The following is a 19,514-nucleotide window of genomic DNA, read 5'->3' on the forward strand; positions in this document are numbered from 1 at the left end:
AGGAGCAAATGATAGATAGTTTAGTGTCAATTATTACGCCTTGCTATAATGGAAGCAAATATATTGCAGAAACGATAGATTCGGTGCTTAATCAAACTTATAAAGATTGGGAAATGATAATCGTCGATGATGGATCTAGTGATAATTCATCTACAATTATAAAAAGATTCGTTGCAAAAGATGAGAGAATCAAATATGTTTATCAAGAAAATGCTGGTTCAGCAGCAGCTAGAAATAACGGCATAAGAAAATCAAAAGGTCGATATATTGTATTGTTGGATGCTGACGACATATGGGATGCAGACTTTTTAACAGAACAGTTATCGTACATGAAAAAAAATAATGCAGTTTGTGTATGTAGTGCCTATAGAATGATTGACGAAAATTCTCAAGTTGTTTCAACAATTACAATGCCAAAACAAATTATAACAGAAGACGATATGCTGGTTAGAAATTATGTTGGATGTTTGACAGGGATGTACGATTCAAAAAAATACGGGAAAATCTATTTAAGAGAAGAGTTAAAAAGTATTCGCGATGATTATGCTTTTTGGCTTGATATTATAAAATTAGAAGGAAAAGCCTATGGTAATAGAAAAATTTTAGCTAGTTATAGAGTGCTTGCTAGTTCGACGACAGGAAACAAACGTAAGCTAATAAGTAAACAGTATAAATTTTATAGACAGTATTTGAAGCTGGGGCGTATAAAAGCCTTAACAAATATGTTAATTTGGGGAATAGATGGCATGCGTAGGTTTGGTGGTATATAATGTATGATTATTTGATTGTCGGTAGTGGTTTGTTTGGATCTGTTTTTGCTTATGAAGCAAGAAAAAATGGAAAAAAAGTATTAGTGTTGGAACGACGATTACACGTCGGTGGTAATGTTTATTGTGAAAAACTAGAAAATATAAATATTCATAAATATGGTGCGCATATATTTCATACTTCAGATAAAAAAATATGGGATTATGTAAATCAGTTTGTTGAGTTCAATAACTATGTTAATTCACCAGTGGCCAATTATAAGGGAGAACTATATAATCTTCCGTTCAATATGAACACTTTTACCAAGCTTTGGGGAATTGTAACGCCAAATGAGGCAATAAGCAAAATTGAAGAACAGCGTGCGGTGATTAAAGAAGAACCGAAGAATTTAGAAGAGCAGGCAATTTCGCTTGTGGGTATGGATATCTATAGGAAATTGATTAAGGGCTATACGGAAAAGCAATGGGGTCGCAGCTGTACGGAATTGCCCGCTTTTATCATCAAGCGTCTGCCGGTACGTTATACCTTTGATAACAACTATTTTAATGACCGTTATCAGGGAATCCCTGTTGGGGGCTATAACAAGCTGATTGATGCTCTCCTTGATGGAATTGAGGTACGTACAGGTGTAGACTATAACGAATCTCGCGCTGAATATGAAGGAATTGCACAGAAGGTCGTTTATACCGGTCCTGTGGATGCTTATTTTGATTACAAGCTTGGTCAGTTGGAATACCGTGGCCTGCGTTTTGAAACGGAAAGATTGGAAGAAGTCAATCATCAAGGTGTAGCAGTTATGAACTACACGGAGCGTGAAATTCCTTATACTCGCATAATTGAGCATAAGCATTTTGAATTCGGTACGCAGCCCGTTACTTATGTGACAAAGGAGTATCCTGCAAATTGGCAACCGGGGGAAGAAGCTTATTATCCAGTAAACAATGAATGTAATCAAAATTTGTATCGGCAATATAAAGCATTAGCCAATGATGAAAATGGTGTTATCTTCGGTGGTCGATTAGCTGAATATAAATATTATGACATGGATGATGTAATAGCAAGTGCATTAAAATGTGTCAATGATGAATTGGTATAATTGGTGTAATGATAAGTTATGTTGAAACGAAAATTTAGTATTATAGTATCGATTTATAATGTAGAAAATATTTAGAAAGAAGTATATTATAAAGAATTATTGGAGGGAAATGATATTGGCTGTCTAACGGTGGTGATGGATAGAAATTTTCTAGAGATAAAAATATCTAAAGAATGGAATGAAAACTATATAATTGGCTTGATTTATTACATAATGGTAAAAGATTATAGATCGAATTTTGATTTTGACCGCTATCGTGATTATAAGGATATAAGAGATAAATAGAATGATTTGTCCCAATATATGCAGAAGATACTAGGATGTAATTAAGGAGTGTAGTATTAGGATAGTGGTCTTTGAAAGGGAGTTGTTTATGAAGGCTGTTATAGCCGCATTGAGGTATTCACCGGCACACATACAGTTGATGATAGCGTATGAAAAAGTATTAATGCAGTTAGGGTATCAAGTTTCATTTTTGCTTGTCTCACAGTATATTGGTTGTGCAGAATTTAAAACATATTCTAGAGAACGAATTTTATTGGATATAGAAGAATTGGAAGAAAATAAATATGATGTATTAATTTCAGTTTGTGCAGCGTTAGATAATATTAGACTTTCTAAGAAAGCTAATCAAAAAAACATATCGTTATTTTATATCTTCCACGAACCTGATGTGACATGGCATCGTATGAAAAGTGAGTTGCCGATTGGCACATTAAAGCTGATTATTGCGGGGGTTAGTTCATATATAACCTGTAAAAATTCTGCCGGAATTATTGTAGCTTCTGACTATGCATATAATCAGTATTTTAATTCATTTAGAAATGCTAATCCTAATGTAAAAAAAATCCCTTTGCTTTTTTATGATGAAATAAGCAAAGAAGATATAAAACATGCAGTTAAGAAAACTTTTTCCTATATAGGTACTGCGTGTAAAGCACATGCTTTTTCTTGCTTCATAGATACAATAAAATCTATGTACCACAATAATCTTGCAGTTTCTTGTCTTATTGCAACTAAATCAGATATAACTGATGTGCTTGATGATGAATTGCGACAAATGCAGGAGAATGGTGTTTTGGAAATTCATCATGGAAAAGTCATGTCTAATGCGGAAATTAATAAATATTATTTAAATAGTTTCTGTGTTTGGAATGCTTATGCAGTGAGTACGCAAAGCGGTGTGTTAGGAAAAGCCTTTATGGCTGGTACGCCGGTTATTGCAAATGATACAGGTGCATTTCGTGAGTTTGTATCAAGTGGCGTAGATGGTGAGTTTGTGGATTTGAAGAACAAAGATGATATAATCGATAAAGTTATGAAAATAAAGAATAATCTTGCAGGTTATTCAAGAAATGCTCGGATAAAATATGAAAAAATATTTGCATATAGTAGTAATGTAGATAAGATAAATAATCTTTTAGAACGTAGGTGTAATAACTAATGATAATAACAAAAACTCCTTTTCGCATGTCTTTTTTTGGCGGTGGAACAGACTTGAAATCGTTTTATGAAAAACATGGTGGTTCTGTTTTGTCGACGACTTTTGACAAGTACTGTTATGTGGTGGTAAGGCATTTGCCAAGATTTTTTGATTATACAAGTGAATTGGTATATGCTCATACGGAGCGGATAGATAATATAGAAGATATCGAACATCCATTGATTCGCAATACGATGAAATATAAAAATATACATGAGATTCGACTTTCATATGAAGCAGATTTGCCAGCGAGAACTGGTTTAGGGACATCTTCTTCCTTTGCTGTTGGTATGTTGAATGCTTTCTATGCTTTGAAAGGGAAACAAGTCGATAAAAAAAGATTAGCTGATGAAGCTATACATATTGAACGTGTTTTGTGCAATGAAGCAGGCGGTATTCAAGATCAAATAGCGGCAGCATTTGGTGGGTTTAATCGAATTGATATGAATAAGGATGGATATACGGTAAAACCTATCATAATGTCCAATGAACGTAAAAGGTTACTTAATGATAAACTTATGTTATTTTTTACGGGCTTCTCTAGATTTTCCGCGGATATTCAAAAAGAAACAGGTGCAAATCTTGAAGAAAAAGAAAAGCAACTGTTAGAAATGAAATCTCTAGTAGATGAAGCTGAAGATATACTAATTTCCAAAAGGAATTTAGTAGAATTTGGTGAGCTACTCCACTACACATGGATGCTAAAACGCAATCTTTCACAAGCAGTAAGTAATGATACAATAGATAATCTTTACGATAGAGCACGCAAGGCAGGTGCTGTTGGTGGTAAATTATTAGGTGCTGGTGGCGGTGGCTTTGTAGTCCTGTATGTAGAGCCAGAACAACAAAGTCGGGTATTAGAAGAATTGCGTGATTTGCTTTATGTGCCATTTTGTTTTGAAAATGCGGGGACACAGGTTATTTATTATAATTCTGAGGATTATGAATTACCATTACGGTTTATGAATGCCTAAAGAGAAAAATTACATCTGCAAAATTATAATAGGATGTGTTTTGTTTGATTAGAATACAGGATTTCTTTCTTGCATATACATTGTTCATAATGTTGATGCCAGGTAATGTATTTAAACTGACAAGTCTTTATCACATGGAAACGCCTGGATATATAGGATATACTGCCGTTGATTACGATTTTAGTGTATTGATGATTCCAATTATTTTATATGGTTCATATATTTATTATAAAAATTATGATTATCGATATTTGGCATTATTAATATTATTGTTTGTTAATGATGTTATGAGAGATATGTTAGACTTGGGAAAATTCTTTGCTATTGGTGATTACACATATTACTTGGCTTTTACGTGTGGCGTTTTATCAGCGTATATATTCTATTATGTATTGTTAGAGAAAAATATAAAATATTTTCATTATTTTTGGCTAGTAAATATAATAACACAAGTAGGAAATGTTTTTTGGGGAAATTCACCATTTGAGGGGCGCTGGTATGCTATAAATTTCGGTTTGGCTGAAACAGGAATAATATCAATGATGGGATTGTTTATGATTATATTTTCAGGAAAAAATAAATCAAATTTTGAAAAGTTTATGATTCCTATATATTTACTATCTATGATTTTGGCTGGCTCAAGAAGTAGCTTTGTTTTTCTTTTATTAATTTGTTGTATTTATAAAATAAGAAATGCAAATATATCAACAAAAAGCATTGTTAGGTTTTCTATATTTTTTATATGTATGTGTAGTGTTGTTATAATTATTTTTTTGACAAATGACAAAGTACAAAGTAGTGTATCAGAAATGGTCGAGTTTTATAATTACCTATTGAGTATAGATTTGCAATCGTTAAATTTGACTAAGATAGATGAGCGCATTGCAACAGAATCTTTATTTGGAAGATTTTATTCGATATATTGGGGAATTTTAATTTTAATAGATAATCCATTTGGTTTGGGATCTTCTGTTATTTTGATTCAGGATGGTATAAAATCTTTAGGCGGTTATCCATCTTTTCCACATTCGAGTTTTTTGTCATATTGGTTATTGTTTGGAATAGTAACATGGATAATTATTATTTATGGTATTACAAGACTCAAGGCACTTATTAAAGAAAAATCAAAATATGAAATGATAGGGTGGTATTTGTTTATATCCTTTTGGTTTTATGGTGGGCCACCTACAATGAATTTTAAGGCTTGGTTCATGTGGGGAAGTATATTTTTAATAATTAGTAATGAGAAGTATTTAAAAAAATATGATAATGATGTTAGTGAGGTTTGATATTATAATGAAGATTCTTGCAATGTATTTACCGCAATATCATGAAATAAAAGAAAATAATGAGTGGTGGGGAGAAGGATATACTGAATGGAATGCGGTGAAAAATGCAAAAAAACTTTTTAAAGAGCATATACAACCAAGGGTTCCTTTGAATAATAATTATTATGATTTATCTGACGAGAATGCTAAAACTTGGAAATGGCAAGCTAATTTAGCCGAGCAATATGGTGTGTATGGATTTTGTATATACCATTATTGGTTTGGTGAAGGAAAGCAATTGCTAGAAAAACCTATGGAAATTTTATTAAAGCATCCTGAAATTAAAATTAATTATTGTGTTTGCTGGGCAAACCATAGTTGGCGAAGAACGTGGTATGGAGTGCAGGATGAAATGCTCATGGAACAAAAATATGGTGATGAGAGAGAATGGGAAAAACATTTTTATTATTTATTACAATTCTTTAAGGATAAAAGATATATAAAAATAGATAATATGCCTGTAATAAATATCTATCATTCATGGGATATTGAATGTTTAAAAGAAATGCGTGTTATTTGGGATGAATTAGCTAAGCTAAATGGGTTTAATGGTGTATATATTGTTTCTGGTAATACAGGAGTTAAATTGGAAAATAGATATGATTTAATTGATGCATTTTATAATTTTGAGCCTAGTTTTACACTTACGAATAAAATGAATATATATAAGCGTGTCGGATACGTTATAAAAAGAAAATATCGCTCACTTTTTAATAAAATGAAAAGAGAAAAAATGTTAGAGGGGGGGATAGTGGATGCAAATGATTTATACGATATAAATTATAAATGTATTGCAAGAGGTGGTAAAAAATGTTATTTGGGAACATTCCCTCAATGGGATGATACACCTAGAAGGCAATATAAAGGAATGGCTTATATTAGCGATAAAAATAAATTCAAAGATAACTTGATAAAAATAAGAGATACATTACGAAAATATAATAGAGAAGATGATTTTGTTTATATCAATGCATGGAACGAATGGGGGGAAGGTGCATATCTTGAGCCTGATGAAAATAACAGATATTCTTTCTTAGAAAGTATAAAAAATATTCAGTTATAAGTTATTATATCTAGGTGATGATTTTGATAAAATATAATTATCAAATGTGATAGATGCATGCTGATTGAGTAAATAGTAAATATAGACGTTCTTTGTAGATAAAAATAAAGGATGGGATTATAATTTTACAAAAATCTTTTTTTTCGCGTGTTGCCAAAGTGTTTGTCCTTAAAGTTTTTGCAGCAATTTTAGCATTTATTATACAAGTACAACTGAGTGGATTGTTGGGAATAGATGGATATGGAAGCTTTAGTTTAATTTTATCTGTAGCCAATGTGATAAGTATTTTTCCGCTGTTAGGAATGGATTCGGGATTGATACGCGAGGTTGCATCTGCAAGTTCACTTGGAGTCAGAAAATGGTATGCGCTAGTATCATTTTTATGTTCTTTTGCATTGCTGATTTTTCTTGGGATATTGATGCTGCCGATTTTTCCATATATTGCAAAAGTGTTGTCATTACCGGCTGATATGTTGTTGTTACTGATGAGTTATCTAGTATTACTGGTGTTTAATACCCTAGCTGGTGCATTCTTGCAAGGGGAGCAACGTAATGTTTTTAATGATGGAACTTTGGTTTTGACACTAATAGGAAAATTGTTTTGCATTTATTGGTTAGGAATAATTGGAGCTGGATTGCAAGATGTTTTATTTGCTTATATTTTCCTAGAATTTATTTGTACTGTGGGCCGATGGAGCAATATTGTCTTTCGTTATAGGCATATGAATATTGAACGGCAGCCTCTAGTGGATGTAAAGAGATATTTACTATATTGTATACCACTATTTTTTGTATCATCCATTGGTATAGTTCAGTGTTCTTTACATCGATTTGTCACAGCATTTTTTATGGATAATTATAACGTGGGCATTTTGCGTGTATGTGAGAATTTTAGTGCAGGGTTAGCACTTTTTGTTGCACCGTTTGTTACAACATGGCCATTAATGGCGGCTTATTATAAAGAAGCACGTTTGGATGATATACGAAAAATGTTTGAGGAATCATCTGTAATAATAACAATGTTAATCATGCCTGCTTTAACATTTATTTTGGTATGTGCACCAGAATTGTTTCAATTGTTTCACTTATCCGTTCTTGATAATCCAACTTTAATAACCGTCTTGTTCATTTTTTGCTTAGGTACGGTGTACGATGCAATTATCGGTCCAGCAGGAGCTTTATTGAAAATGACAGAGTACTCAAGGGTTGCATTTTATAATTCAGCAATTTTATTGGTGTTAACGATTATATTTAGTTATGTGCTTATACCAATGTTTGGTTTAATCGGTGCAGCCAGTGCATTATCACTTTCACATTTTGTAATAAATACTATGAATGCTTATCAAAATTATAGATTCTTTAAATTGATGCCTTATGGTAGACGGCAAATAGAATTAATTTTATTTGCCGTTCCAGTTGCTGGAATGTTATTGTATTTACGAGAAAAAGTTATTTTCACACCATTTCTCAATATTATAATTTATGGCATCTCTATTTATTTTATCTTTATGATATGGGCTTATATACGTAATCCAGTATTATTTAAAAAAACAATTAAAAGGTAATTATGATAAAGGTGATTTGAATGATATATAGATTAATAAATAAACTATCTGCACCAGTGATTAATGCTTTGGTAATGGTTCTTAATTTGTTTATTAGACGTGATAATCATATTGTATTGTTCGGCGCATGGATGGGGATGAATTTTGCTGATAATACACGTAATTTATTCCAATATCTGCATAATCATGGTCATGAATATGGATTTCATAAAGTGATTTGGGTTACGCGAAAACAATCCATTTGTGATGAATTAACAAATATGGGATATGAGTGTTATATGATGTATGATATTCGGAGTATTTATTATCATATTAAAGCAGGATATCATATTAATTGCAATTGTAATTATAGTTCCGGTAAATATGCTGGTGATTTTATAGGGCATCTTTCCGCGGGGGCAAAAAAGTATAACCTGTGGCATGGTATTCCATTAAAGGCTGGAAGTGATGTAAAGTTTCGCCGAAAAGATAATATTGTTAAAAAGATATACAATAAATTTTCATATAGCAAGTTTTTTAAATCTCTGTTTACTCAAGGGCAATGGGATAAAGTTCTATATGCTTCATCTGGCAGGTTATGTACAGAAAGATGTTCTATATTCCATGGAAGAGAAAAATCAAGCTATATAGAGTGTGGATTTCCAAGAAATCTGCCAGTACCTAAGATGACGTGTAAAGAGCAAATAATTTTGGATACGATAGAAAAATTTGACCATGTTATAATTTATTTGCCAACTTTTAGAGATAATGGTTCCTATGAGCACCCTTTGATGAATGATATGTTGAAGGATTATATAGTGGAAAATGATATATTGTGGATAGAAAAGGAGCATTCGGCAGAGAAACATGATATTCCGAAGATAGAGGATATTCATTTTTGCTATTTGCCTAAGAGTTTTGATGTGAATGTGATTTTATCTTCAATAGAGTTGTTGATTACAGATTATTCATCTGTTTGTTATGATGCTTTCTATTGGAATAAACCTGTCCTATTTTATAGTCCTGACTTTGAAGAGTATAATAATAATGAACGTGGTTTCTTATGTGATTATTTATCAGTTGTTGATAAATTTTGTGCTTATGATAGTGATGGATTGCTTGTTAATATAAGAAGATATGTGGAAGATAATGGTTATAAGGATAAACTGGTAGAACATAGTATAGTGCAAAAAAATAAAGCGTATGATTTTGAGTTTAGCTATTATAGTATATGTGGAAAGTTATTTTCAAATAAATGAGTTTATTAAAAGCTTTGGTGATAGGTGATGAATAATAACGTTATAAAAATAGGAATTGGGAGAATTTATGAGATTGAACGTACTCTCAAAGATTATGGAGTGTCTGGAAAAGTTTTATATATTGCTGGCCCATATGTTGATTCTCTTTATGGGAATGTAGTACGTCCACAAATAAAAGCTGTTGGAGAAATAAAAGAACAAGCGGTTGAATATAATACTATAACCTATGCTATGGAGGTGGCAGAGCGAGTTATTGCTACAGATATAGCATGTATAGTGGCTATGGGCGGCGGAAAAATATTGGATGTTGCCAAATATGCTGCGTTTATTTCTAAACGTCCGTTTCTCTCGATTCCTACAACTATGGCACATGATGGAATTGTGTCACCTATAGCAGTTCTTAAACGGCAGGATGGAAAACCTAAAAGTTTAGGTTGTACTATGCCATCGATGATGGTTATGGATACAGGGCTTATAGCAGATTGCCCGCTACATTTGATTCAAGCAGGGATAGGAGATACAATTTCTAACTATATGGCGCTTAAAGATTGGGATTTTGCTGTTGAACGTGGAAAAGATGAAATGAATGGATATGCCTATATGATGTCACGTACATCTTTAGACGCACTAATGAAGACACAGTTTGATAGTATATGCCCAGAGTTTTTAGAGGTTCTTGCAAATTCGTTGATATTATCAGGGATTGCTATGGACTATGCAGGAAGTAGTAGGCCGGTAAGTGGTTCGGAACATCTTTTTTCACATGCGTTAGACTATTACTGTGATAAACAGAACTTGCATGGTTTTAATGTAGCTTTAGGAACTGTAGCGGTTTTGAAAATTATAGGCGAAGATCCTTCGTGGGTTATTTCTTATTTGAAGAAATTTGATGTGGATATAAATCCGGTAAATATGGGAATAGATGAAGATACATTTATTTATTGTATGCAACATGCGACAGAAATGAGAAAAAATCGATATACTTATTTGCATGAAGCAGATTTGAATGAAAAGAAACTTAGATTGGTTTATCGCGAGCTTGAGGAGGAGTTGTAAATGAAAGCACTTATTTTAGCAGCAGGATTAGGAACTAGATTGGCACCGATTACTGATAAATTACCAAAATCATTGGTTCCTGTTAACGGAAAACCAATATTGGTTAAGCAAATTGAGAATTTGCTTGAAAACAATGTAACAGATATAACCATAGTCTCTGGATATAAATCTGATATATTGAAAAAAAAGATTCATGATATTTGGCCGGAGATAAAGATAGTTGAATCTGTTGATTATGCCAATACTAACAATATGTACTCTGCTTATCTTGGAATAAAGAAAATGTTTCCTGATAATATATATGACTCGTTTTTGATGATGAATGCTGATGTGTTTTATGATGCGTCAGTTATTGCAGCATTATTAAATGATTCTTCTTCGAATGCTATTGTAGTTGATATGGGGAGATATCTGGATGAATCTATGAAAGTAGTAGAAAATGATGGGAGAATCACATCTATATCTAAACAGATTAGTGAAAATGAGGCATTGGGTACGTCGATTGATGTTTATAAGTTATCTTCTGAAGGTGGGAAAAAATTATTTAATCATTGCGTGGATTATATAGAAAACAAAAAAGAACTAAAGCTTTGGAGTGAGGTGGCATTGAATGACACTTTAGAAGATGTTGAATTTCATGCTTGCCCTTTACAGGGGAGATGGCTGGAAATTGATAACCATGATGACTTAGCTGCTGCAGAGGAGCTGTTTGCTAAATGAATGATTGCTTTGGAGTAGATGCAACTGAATTGAAAAAGAAAAAGTTGTGGCTATTTGATATGGACGGAACTATTGGTGAAGAAGAGATTCTTTATTCTGGCAGTTTGAAGTTGCTGAACTGGATTGCGGATAATGGTGGAAGGTATGTTTTTATTACGAATAATTCATCAAAGTCTGTTGAAGATTATGTATTAAAGGTTAATAATTGGGGGATAAAAGCTGATAGGAATAATTTCTTTACATCAGCTCAGGCAACTATACTTTGGTTAAAAAAAAATATGCCGAATGCTAAGGTATATTGCCAAGGAACTAGGAGTTTCTTGAATGAATTAGTAATGGAAAATATAGATATAACTACAGAAGTGGAGCCGGTAGATGTCGTTTTGGTTGGATTCGATATGGAACTTACTACTAGTAAGGTGAGAAATACATGTGAGATATTGAGTACTCAAGATGTTATGTATATAGCTACTAATCCAGATTGGGCCTGTCCGGTCAAATTTGGATTTATTCCTGATTGTGGAGCAATCTGTGAGATGATTAAGCGTGCTACAGGAAAATGGCCAATTTTTATAGGCAAGCCTGAAGCTACTATGGTTGATATTGTAAAAGATAAGTTAGGGTATGAAGTGAACGAAATATGTGTAGTTGGAGATAGATTGTATACAGATATTGCAACGGGGATGAATGCAGGGGTTAGCACGGTTTGCGTGTTAACCGGAGAAGCAAGTATTCATGAAATATTAGAGGGGAATATTAAACCTACCTATACATTTGCTAGTGTTATGGATATTTATAATTGTTGTTTATAAATTGACGGCTTATACCAATGAAAGCAGGCATGACTGTTAGCGTGGTCATGCCTGCACCTTTTAGATGGTCCTCTATAAAGTGATTTATCTAGTAATATTTATCCTGAGTGGGTATTCTGCAATGCGTTTTGCAAGTTGTATTATATCGCTATAAATACTGGGGCGTTTAGTGTTTTTGCATAAGATTCTAGGTTAGTAAACATTTCCTGTGTTAATCTGTTAACATAGCAGTGTGTTTGTATGGCATCTTTTCTATCGCTGTAAATTTATCTTCGAAGCGCATGAGGTAATAGGGAATGAATGGCCAAAGATTTCTTTGATGGCTGGGATTATGGTTGGAGGCAACTTTTGTAGTATGAACATGGTATGGTGTACATCATCATTGAAGCTAGTGCCTTGAGGAAGACTTTTATCACTTTTTATTTTCAAAAAATAACCTTATATCAATACTTATATTATACCTTAAAAAAGGGGGCAATAGAGTGGGAAAAACTAAAAGTACCCTATATCATTATTCAGTGAGCGTTTGATTGTTGGAGGTATAGTTTATAAATGAAAACAGTTATAATGGCCGGTGGCCGTGGTACAAGGATTGCTGATTACAGCAAGGCGCTTACCGGGAAGGTGCTGCCTAAGCCTATGATTCCTATTGATGGTGTGCCAGTATTGGAATGGGAAATCAATTCTTTGCGTGAGCAAGGTTTTACGCAGTTCATCATTACCGTATCCTATCTGGCTGAGGAAATCGTGGATTATTTTGGTGATGGTTCAGGCGTCAGCCCTGTTACGGGTAAGCCTTTTGGGGTGCAGATTGAATATTTTCATGAACAGGAACCACTGGGCAATGCGGGTGCTCTTTATAAGTTGCGGGATAAGCTGGTTGATGATGCAGATGGCAGTGAGGACTTTTTGCTTCTGAATGCGGATAGTATCTTTGATCTGAATTTTCAGCGTTTGGTGGCGTATCATCGTGCCAAGGGGGCTCGGGCGACTTTGTTCACGCATCCCAATTCGCATCCTTATGACAGCGGCCTGATTCTGGCGGCTGTTGATGGTGGTGTGGAAAAATGGCTGACCAAGGAAGATGTGCGTCCGGAATATTATAAAAACCGCGTCAATGCAGGCGTGCATGTAATGAATGTGGCTGCATTGGATAAAGCTGCAGTAGTGTCTGGTATAGATGTGTCGCAGATAGGTAAGGTTCAGGCTGATAGCAAAATCTATAAGGTCGATTTGGACAGACAGATTTTGAAACCGCTTTGCGGCAGGAATGTAGCTGGCGGGTACAACGTATACTGCTACGATTCGCCGGAGTATGTCAAGGATATGGGCACACCCGAGCGTTTTGAAGCGGTGGCAAAGGATTTTAAGGCTGGAATTGTTCAGGCCAAGAATCTTTCGCACAAGCAAAAGGCCATATTTTTGGACAGAGACGGTACATTGAATAAATATGTAGGTTTCTTGCGTAAAACGGATGAATTGGAATTGTTGTCAGGAGTAGCAGAGGCTATTCGAAAAATCAATGCGTCAGGGTATTTGGCTATTGTTATCACCAATCAGCCGGTCGTAGCACGTGGTGAAGTAACTTTTGAAGGATTAGAGGAAATTCATCGTAAGCTGGAAACGGACCTGGGCAAGGAAGGTGCTTATATCGATGCGTTGTATTACTGTCCGCATCATCCGGATAAGGGCTTTGCTGGTGAGGTGCCGGAACTGAAGATGGATTGCACCTGTCGTAAGCCGAAGCCCGGAATGATTCTGCAGGCGGCCAAAGATTTTAATATTGATTTGGCAGCTTCGTGGATGGTAGGTGACAGTGAAGCGGATATTGCGTGCGGGAAAAATGCAGGTGTGCATACTGCTTTGCTAAGTCGGGAAAAGACGGATGATTATGGGCAGGAGGTTACTGTCGATAATCTGCTGGATTTTGTGGAAGAACATATGGAGGCATAAATGAAAGATTATTCATTAACCAAAATTGAAGAACTGGTTGAGCGTTATCCGGAACTTCGCGTCAATAAGTCCGAAATCGTGAAAGCTGCAGAGTGCATCATAGATGCCTACAGAAATGGGAATAAGATTTTGTGCTGCGGCAATGGCGGCAGTGCAGCAGACTCTCTGCATATCGTTGGTGAGTTGATGAAGGCGTTTGTTTGCAAGCGAAAAGTAAGTGCTGAATGGCAGGAGAAATTCTCATCTTGCAAGGATAGTGATTACATCATCAGGAACCTGCAAATGGCTCTGCCGGCCATTTCCTTGGTCAGCGAGACGGGGCTTTTGACGGCTTATGCCAATGATGTGGCACCGGATATGAATTTTGCCCAGCAGGTCTTTGGGCAGGGCAAGGAAGGTGATGTTCTGATTGCAATAAGCACTTCGGGAAATTCTGCGAATGTCATTTATGCAGCCGAGGTGGCACAGGCAATGGGGATAAAGGTGATTGGTCTGACGGGGGAATCTGGCGGGGCACTTAAAGTTTTGGCAGATGTGCTGATCAATGTGCCGCAAAAAGAAACGTTTAAAATTCAGGAAATGCATCTGCCTGTATATCATGCTATCTGTTTGGCGGTTGAGGCAGAATTTTATCCTGATGAGATGGGGGATAAACGTATTTAATTGGTTAAACTATAGTAAGCAATTAGGAGTGTTTTCCATTGATCAATAAAGGAATAATATTGGCAGGTGGTTCGGGAACTCGCTTATATCCATTAACGAAAGTGGTTTCCAAGCAATTGATGCCTGTCTATGACAAGCCAATGATTTATTATCCTTTGAGCACGTTGATGCTGGCGGGGATAAAGGATATTTTGATTATTACCACGCCGCAGGATAACGAATCCTTTAAAAAATTACTGGGAGATGGCAGCCAGCTGGGAATCAGCATTTCCTATGCAATTCAGCCCAGTCCCGATGGCTTAGCGCAGGCGTTTATCATTGGTGAAGAATTTATCAATGGTGAAGGCTGTGCATTGGTGTTGGGTGATAATATTTACTACGGTTCAGATTTAGCACAGTCGGTACAGCGTGCTGCATCGATGGAAGACGGTGCAACAGTCTTTGCTTATTATGTGTCCGATCCGGAGCGTTATGGCGTAGTGGAGTTTGATGAACATGGCCACGCGTTGAGCTTGGAAGAAAAACCAGCACAGCCCAAGTCTAATTATGCGGTAACTGGTCTGTATTTCTACGACAAAGATATTGTAAACGTAGCGAAATCCATTAAACCTTCGGCTCGTGGTGAACTGGAAATCACGGATGTCAACAAGGTGTATTTGGAACGCGGCAAGCTGCAGGTGGAGAAGATGCGTCGTGGCTATGCGTGGCTGGATACCGGCACGCATGAATCCCTGCTCGATGCAGCCTCTTTTGTGCGGACGATTCAGGCACGGCAGGGACTGAAGATTGCTTGCCTTGAGGAAATTGCCTATCGTATGGGCTATATTGATGCAGCACAGGTGGAGCACTTGGCGCAGCCTTTGCTGAAGAATGAATATGGCAAATATCTTATCCGCATGATTCGGGAATAGAGGGAGTTTTTGTTTGGCATGAAGGTTATTAAGACAGATATCGAAGGTGTGCTGATTATCGAGACGGATGTATTTGGTGATCATCGCGGTTATTTTACGGAAACGTATAACAAACCGAAGTATGAAGCGTTGGGCATTACGAATGATTTTGTACAGGACAATATGAGTTTTTCCGCGCAGAAGGGGACTTTGCGCGGGCTTCACTGGCAGAATCCGCCCTATGCACAGGCGAAATTGGTTTCCTGCTCCAAGGGCAGGGTTATCGATGTGGCTGTGGATATCCGCAAGGGCAGTCCAACCTTTGGCAAGTGGGTTTCGGTGGAACTCAGTGCAGAAAATCATCGTCAGTTCCTGATTCCGCGTGGCTTTGCGCATGGATTCCTGACCTTGACGGATGATGTGGAGTTCCGCTATAAATGCGATAATGTCTACAACAAAGCATCAGAAGGCGGCATGCGTTATGATGCGCCGGAGGTAAATGTGGACTGGGGCTCTTTGCTGGCTGGCATTGAGCCGGTGCTCAGTGAGAAAGATACAACCGGGCCGACTTTGTCCGACAGTGATAATCAGTTTGTCTATAAGGAGAATTGTTAAATGAAAATCGTTGTAACTGGTGGTGCCGGTTTTATCGGCGGAAACTTCGTTTATCATATGCTGAAAAAACGTCCGGAAGATACGATTATCTGCCTGGATAAGCTGACCTATGCGGGTAATATGGAAACCATGGCTGAAGCCATGAAAAATGACCATTTTAAGTTTGTACGCGCAGATATTGCTGACCGTAAGGCTGTGTACGAGTTGTTTGAAACGGAAAAGCCGGATGTTATCGTGAACTTTGCGGCAGAATCCCATGTAGACCGTTCGATTGAAAATCCGGAAATCTTCCTGCAGACCAATGTTATCGGCACGAGTGTGCTACTCGATGCCTGCCGCAAGTATGGGATTAAGCGGTATCATCAGGTGTCCACGGATGAGGTTTATGGGGATTTGCCGCTGGACAGACCGGATTTGTTTTTCACGGAGACAACTAATCTGCATACGTCCAGCCCGTATTCGGCTTCCAAGGCTTCGGCAGATTTGCTGGTGATGGCTTACCATCGCACGTACAAAGTGCCGGTGACCATTTCTCGCTGCTCGAACAACTATGGACCCTTCCATTTTCCGGAGAAGCTGATTCCGTTGATGATTATCAATGCGCTTTCGGATAAGAAAATGCCGGTCTATGGTGACGGCCTCAATGTCCGTGACTGGCTCTATGTGGAAGACCACTGTGCGGCCATCAATCTTATTTTAGAGAAGGGCAAAGTCGGTGAGGTTTATAACATTGGCGGCCATAATGAGCGGGCTAATATTGATGTGGTTAAGACAATCCTCAAACAGTTGGGCAAGAGTGAAGATTTGATTGAATACGTTGGTGACCGCAAGGGCCATGACCGCCGTTACGCCATTGATCCGACTAAGATTCATAATGAACTGGGCTGGCTGCCGGAAACGAAATTCGAAGATGGCATAAAAGCCACGGTACAGTGGTATTTGGATAATCGCCAGTGGTGGGAAAATATCATCAGTGGTGATTATCAGGATTATTATGAGCGTATGTATGAAAAAAAATAAAGAGGTATGTTATCGTGAAAGTTTTAGTGACAGGTGGGGCTGGCTTCATTGGTTCACATTTAGTGCGTCTGCTATTGCTGAATAATCATAAAGTAACAGTCTTGGATAATGTGAGCACAGGAGCATGGGAACATTTGCCGCAAGGTAAGGATACTTGTACTTGTTGGGAAATGGACATTCGTGATAAGTTGGTTCGAGAAAAGATTGAGCAAGGTAGATTTGATGTTATAGTGCATTTGGCAGCCCAAACTATGGTAGATGTATCTATCAAAGATCCAGAATTTGATGCATCAGAAAATATCATGGGTACGGTAAATGTTTTGGAGGCGGCCCGTCATAGTGGCGTCAAGCGTGTAATTTTCGCTTCTACAGCGGCTGCTTATGGTAATGTTTCAGAAGATAAGCTGCCTATTCAAGAGAGCGAAACGCTGGCGCCCATGTCATTCTATGGTCTAACTAAGGTGACCGTGGAAAAATACCTGCAGCTTTATCATGATTTGTACGGTCTTGACTACGTAGCCTTGCGCTTTGCCAATGTCTATGGCGAGCGTCAAGGGGATACCGGTGAAGGTGGCGTTATCAGCATTTTTGCTAAGCGTATTGCCAATGGACAAGATATAACGATCTTTGGTGACGGTAAACAAACACGTGACTTCATATATGCCGGGGATATTGCTAGTGGTATCATTGCAGCCATGACTACGGATAAGGCCAATACTGTTTATAATCTTAGTAATCAGACGGAAACCAGTCTGTTGGAACTTGTTGAGTTAATGTCTAAAGCTGCAGGGAAAGACGTAAAGCCTAAGTTTGCAGATCCAAGAGAAGGCGATATCAATCGCTCGATGTTATGTAACGAGAATGCACGGCAGAATCTTGGTTGGAAGCCAGAGATGGATTTAGCTGATGGGCTAGCACGTACCGTGGCATATTTTAAGGATTGTTGATAATAAAGAATCTTTATCGTGAAAGATTTTCTACGATAAAGATTTTTCTTTCGATGATAAAGACAGAATATACAGCCAAATAAAATAATTTAGATATGTAACAAATAATATTGACACCTCCAGCAATTTGGAATAAACTGCAAACGAGTATTGTGCAACATGCAGCTGCGCATGTATTTCGCTCCGTAGAACCAGGTCAATATCCTATTGAGAGCCACTCGTTATGCTGCACGGAGCCACTTATTGTCGTGGTACAATGAATATGTGGAATGGTTTATGGATTTCATTATATAGGGGGGGTTAATTTGAGTAAAGAAAAATTCGAAAAAATAAATATCGAGGATATTTTAAGGGAAGATATATATGACATTGATTCTGCAGATTTTGGTTGGCAAAGAGATGTGGAATCTCATTCAATTATATCTTTTGGCTATATAATGTCATATAAAGAGGCTGGCGATACTCTGATTGAAAATCATGGAGCTGCAGATATAATGATGTTTGCTATATTTTTTAGTTATAGACAATATCTCGAACTATTACTTAAAGAGGTATATCGAAAAAAAGTTAATTATGATAATGAATTGTTTTCTGAGTTTTTGCATCGTGTAGGTCATGACTTAGATAAAATTTGGAAAGAAACGAGTGATATTGTTAAAGAATATTTGAATGGATATAATTTTAAAGAAAAGAAGATAAATCGTTTTATAGATTTTTTTGGTAAAATAATAGCAATTTTTGCAGAATTAGATCCGATGTCATTTAACTTTCGTTATCCAACTGATAAACAAGCTAATGATTCACTAAATGTCATTTTACACATTAACTTTAAACATCTAAAAAGAGCGATAGAAGCAATAGACGATATAATGTATGGAGTATATGGACTTTAACATAATAAACGTAAGGCTCCCACTGGGGATCTTTTGTAGTTGTGCCACAAAAGTGGGGGATGATGGTTATTATAAAAACTATAAGAGATGCATAATGGGAGGTTAACTATGTCGAAATTTAATTTTTATAGATATGATAATGAGAAGAAATGTGTAATAGCAACTAATGTACCACCAAATCCTGATGGATCAGATAAGGGAGAATACATGAAACCTACAGGATTAAAGGATAAAAATAATAAAGATATATTAGATGGCGACAGTGTAAAAAACATACATAATGATACGATTGGAACTGTAATTGCTAATATAAAAATTGAAGAACCACAAGGAGATGTTAAAATAAAAAATATTGTCATAGATGATAACAATAATGTAATAATTATTGACAAAGATAATTGTTCTTCATATGAAAAAAATAGTTGATAGG

Annotated in this window: 19 protein-coding genes; all 19 read left to right on the forward strand. The window is 36.3% G+C overall.

What is annotated here, in order from left to right:
• The first annotated feature begins 8 nt into the window (after positions 1 to 8).
• The 19 genes from G598_RS0101065 to G598_RS0101165 all read left to right on the forward strand — a co-directional run bounded on the left by G598_RS0101065 (position 9) and on the right by G598_RS0101165 (position 19,510).
• Complete coding sequence (locus G598_RS0101065; RefSeq protein WP_026765373.1) at positions 9 to 770, forward strand: glycosyltransferase family 2 protein; 762 nt, start codon at positions 9 to 11, stop codon at positions 768 to 770.
• Positions 770 to 1,864 carry a UDP-galactopyranose mutase gene (glf, locus tag G598_RS0101070; protein WP_026765374.1) on the forward strand — a complete coding sequence of 365 codons (1,095 nt, stop codon included), beginning with the start codon at positions 770 to 772 and terminating at the stop codon, positions 1,862 to 1,864. The genes G598_RS0101065 and glf overlap by 1 nt, the downstream gene beginning before the upstream one ends.
• A gap of 373 nt (positions 1,865 to 2,237) precedes the next feature.
• Positions 2,238 to 3,308, forward strand: coding sequence for a glycosyltransferase (locus tag G598_RS18365; RefSeq protein WP_026765375.1), 1,071 nt, complete (start codon positions 2,238 to 2,240; stop codon positions 3,306 to 3,308).
• Positions 3,308 to 4,321, forward strand: coding sequence for a GHMP family kinase ATP-binding protein (locus G598_RS0101085; protein ID WP_026765376.1), 1,014 nt, complete (start codon positions 3,308 to 3,310; stop codon positions 4,319 to 4,321). The genes G598_RS18365 and G598_RS0101085 overlap by 1 nt, the downstream gene beginning before the upstream one ends.
• 44 nt (positions 4,322 to 4,365) lie before the next feature.
• Positions 4,366 to 5,610: an O-antigen ligase family protein gene (locus G598_RS0101090; protein ID WP_026765377.1), complete on the forward strand. Its 1,245-nt coding sequence runs from the start codon at positions 4,366 to 4,368 to the stop codon at positions 5,608 to 5,610.
• Positions 5,611 to 5,617: 7 nt separating this feature from the next.
• Positions 5,618 to 6,712 carry a glycosyltransferase WbsX family protein gene (locus G598_RS0101095; RefSeq protein ID WP_026765378.1) on the forward strand — a complete coding sequence of 365 codons (1,095 nt, stop codon included), beginning with the start codon at positions 5,618 to 5,620 and terminating at the stop codon, positions 6,710 to 6,712.
• Between the two features lie 158 nt (positions 6,713 to 6,870).
• Entirely contained in the window at positions 6,871 to 8,277 is a 1,407-nt protein-coding gene (locus tag G598_RS0101100; RefSeq protein ID WP_071837928.1) for an oligosaccharide flippase family protein, read from the forward strand.
• Between the two features lie 20 nt (positions 8,278 to 8,297).
• Entirely contained in the window at positions 8,298 to 9,515 is a 1,218-nt protein-coding gene (locus G598_RS0101105; RefSeq protein WP_026765380.1) for a CDP-glycerol glycerophosphotransferase family protein, read from the forward strand.
• Between the two features lie 27 nt (positions 9,516 to 9,542).
• Positions 9,543 to 10,571, forward strand: a complete 1,029-nt coding sequence (locus G598_RS0101110) for an iron-containing alcohol dehydrogenase family protein (protein ID WP_026765381.1) — start codon at positions 9,543 to 9,545, stop codon at positions 10,569 to 10,571.
• Positions 10,572 to 11,291 carry a phosphocholine cytidylyltransferase family protein gene (locus tag G598_RS0101115; protein WP_026765382.1) on the forward strand — a complete coding sequence of 240 codons (720 nt, stop codon included), beginning with the start codon at positions 10,572 to 10,574 and terminating at the stop codon, positions 11,289 to 11,291.
• Positions 11,288 to 12,103, forward strand: coding sequence for an HAD-IIA family hydrolase (locus G598_RS0101120; RefSeq protein ID WP_026765383.1), 816 nt, complete (start codon positions 11,288 to 11,290; stop codon positions 12,101 to 12,103). The genes G598_RS0101115 and G598_RS0101120 overlap by 4 nt, the downstream gene beginning before the upstream one ends.
• A gap of 552 nt (positions 12,104 to 12,655) precedes the next feature.
• Positions 12,656 to 14,056 carry an HAD-IIIA family hydrolase gene (locus G598_RS0101130; protein ID WP_026765384.1) on the forward strand — a complete coding sequence of 467 codons (1,401 nt, stop codon included), beginning with the start codon at positions 12,656 to 12,658 and terminating at the stop codon, positions 14,054 to 14,056.
• Positions 14,057 to 14,719 carry a D-sedoheptulose-7-phosphate isomerase gene (locus G598_RS0101135; protein ID WP_026765385.1) on the forward strand — a complete coding sequence of 221 codons (663 nt, stop codon included), beginning with the start codon at positions 14,057 to 14,059 and terminating at the stop codon, positions 14,717 to 14,719.
• Between the two features lie 38 nt (positions 14,720 to 14,757).
• Positions 14,758 to 15,630: a glucose-1-phosphate thymidylyltransferase RfbA gene (gene rfbA / locus G598_RS0101140; protein ID WP_026765386.1), complete on the forward strand. Its 873-nt coding sequence runs from the start codon at positions 14,758 to 14,760 to the stop codon at positions 15,628 to 15,630.
• Positions 15,631 to 15,648: 18 nt separating this feature from the next.
• On the forward strand, positions 15,649 to 16,224 hold the full coding sequence (gene rfbC / locus G598_RS0101145) for a dTDP-4-dehydrorhamnose 3,5-epimerase (RefSeq protein WP_026765387.1): 576 nt from the start codon (positions 15,649 to 15,651) through the stop codon (positions 16,222 to 16,224).
• Positions 16,225 to 17,244, forward strand: a complete 1,020-nt coding sequence (rfbB, locus tag G598_RS0101150) for a dTDP-glucose 4,6-dehydratase (RefSeq protein ID WP_026765388.1) — start codon at positions 16,225 to 16,227, stop codon at positions 17,242 to 17,244.
• 14 nt (positions 17,245 to 17,258) lie between these two features.
• A complete protein-coding gene (locus G598_RS0101155; protein ID WP_026765389.1) occupies positions 17,259 to 18,191 on the forward strand; it encodes an NAD-dependent epimerase/dehydratase family protein in 933 nt (310 codons plus the stop codon).
• 305 nt (positions 18,192 to 18,496) lie between these two features.
• The gene (locus G598_RS18370) at positions 18,497 to 19,084 is read left to right on the forward strand and encodes a hypothetical protein (RefSeq protein WP_026765390.1); all 588 of its coding nucleotides are present in this window, start codon (positions 18,497 to 18,499) and stop codon (positions 19,082 to 19,084) included.
• Between the two features lie 108 nt (positions 19,085 to 19,192).
• A complete protein-coding gene (locus tag G598_RS0101165) occupies positions 19,193 to 19,510 on the forward strand; it encodes a YopX family protein (RefSeq protein WP_026765391.1) in 318 nt (105 codons plus the stop codon).
• Positions 19,511 to 19,514: the final 4 nt, after the last annotated feature.

Source organism: Selenomonas ruminantium subsp. ruminantium ATCC 12561 (genome assembly GCF_000424065.1).
In the GTDB taxonomy this organism is placed as follows: Bacteria; Bacillota; Negativicutes; order Selenomonadales; family Selenomonadaceae; genus Selenomonas_A; species Selenomonas_A ruminantium.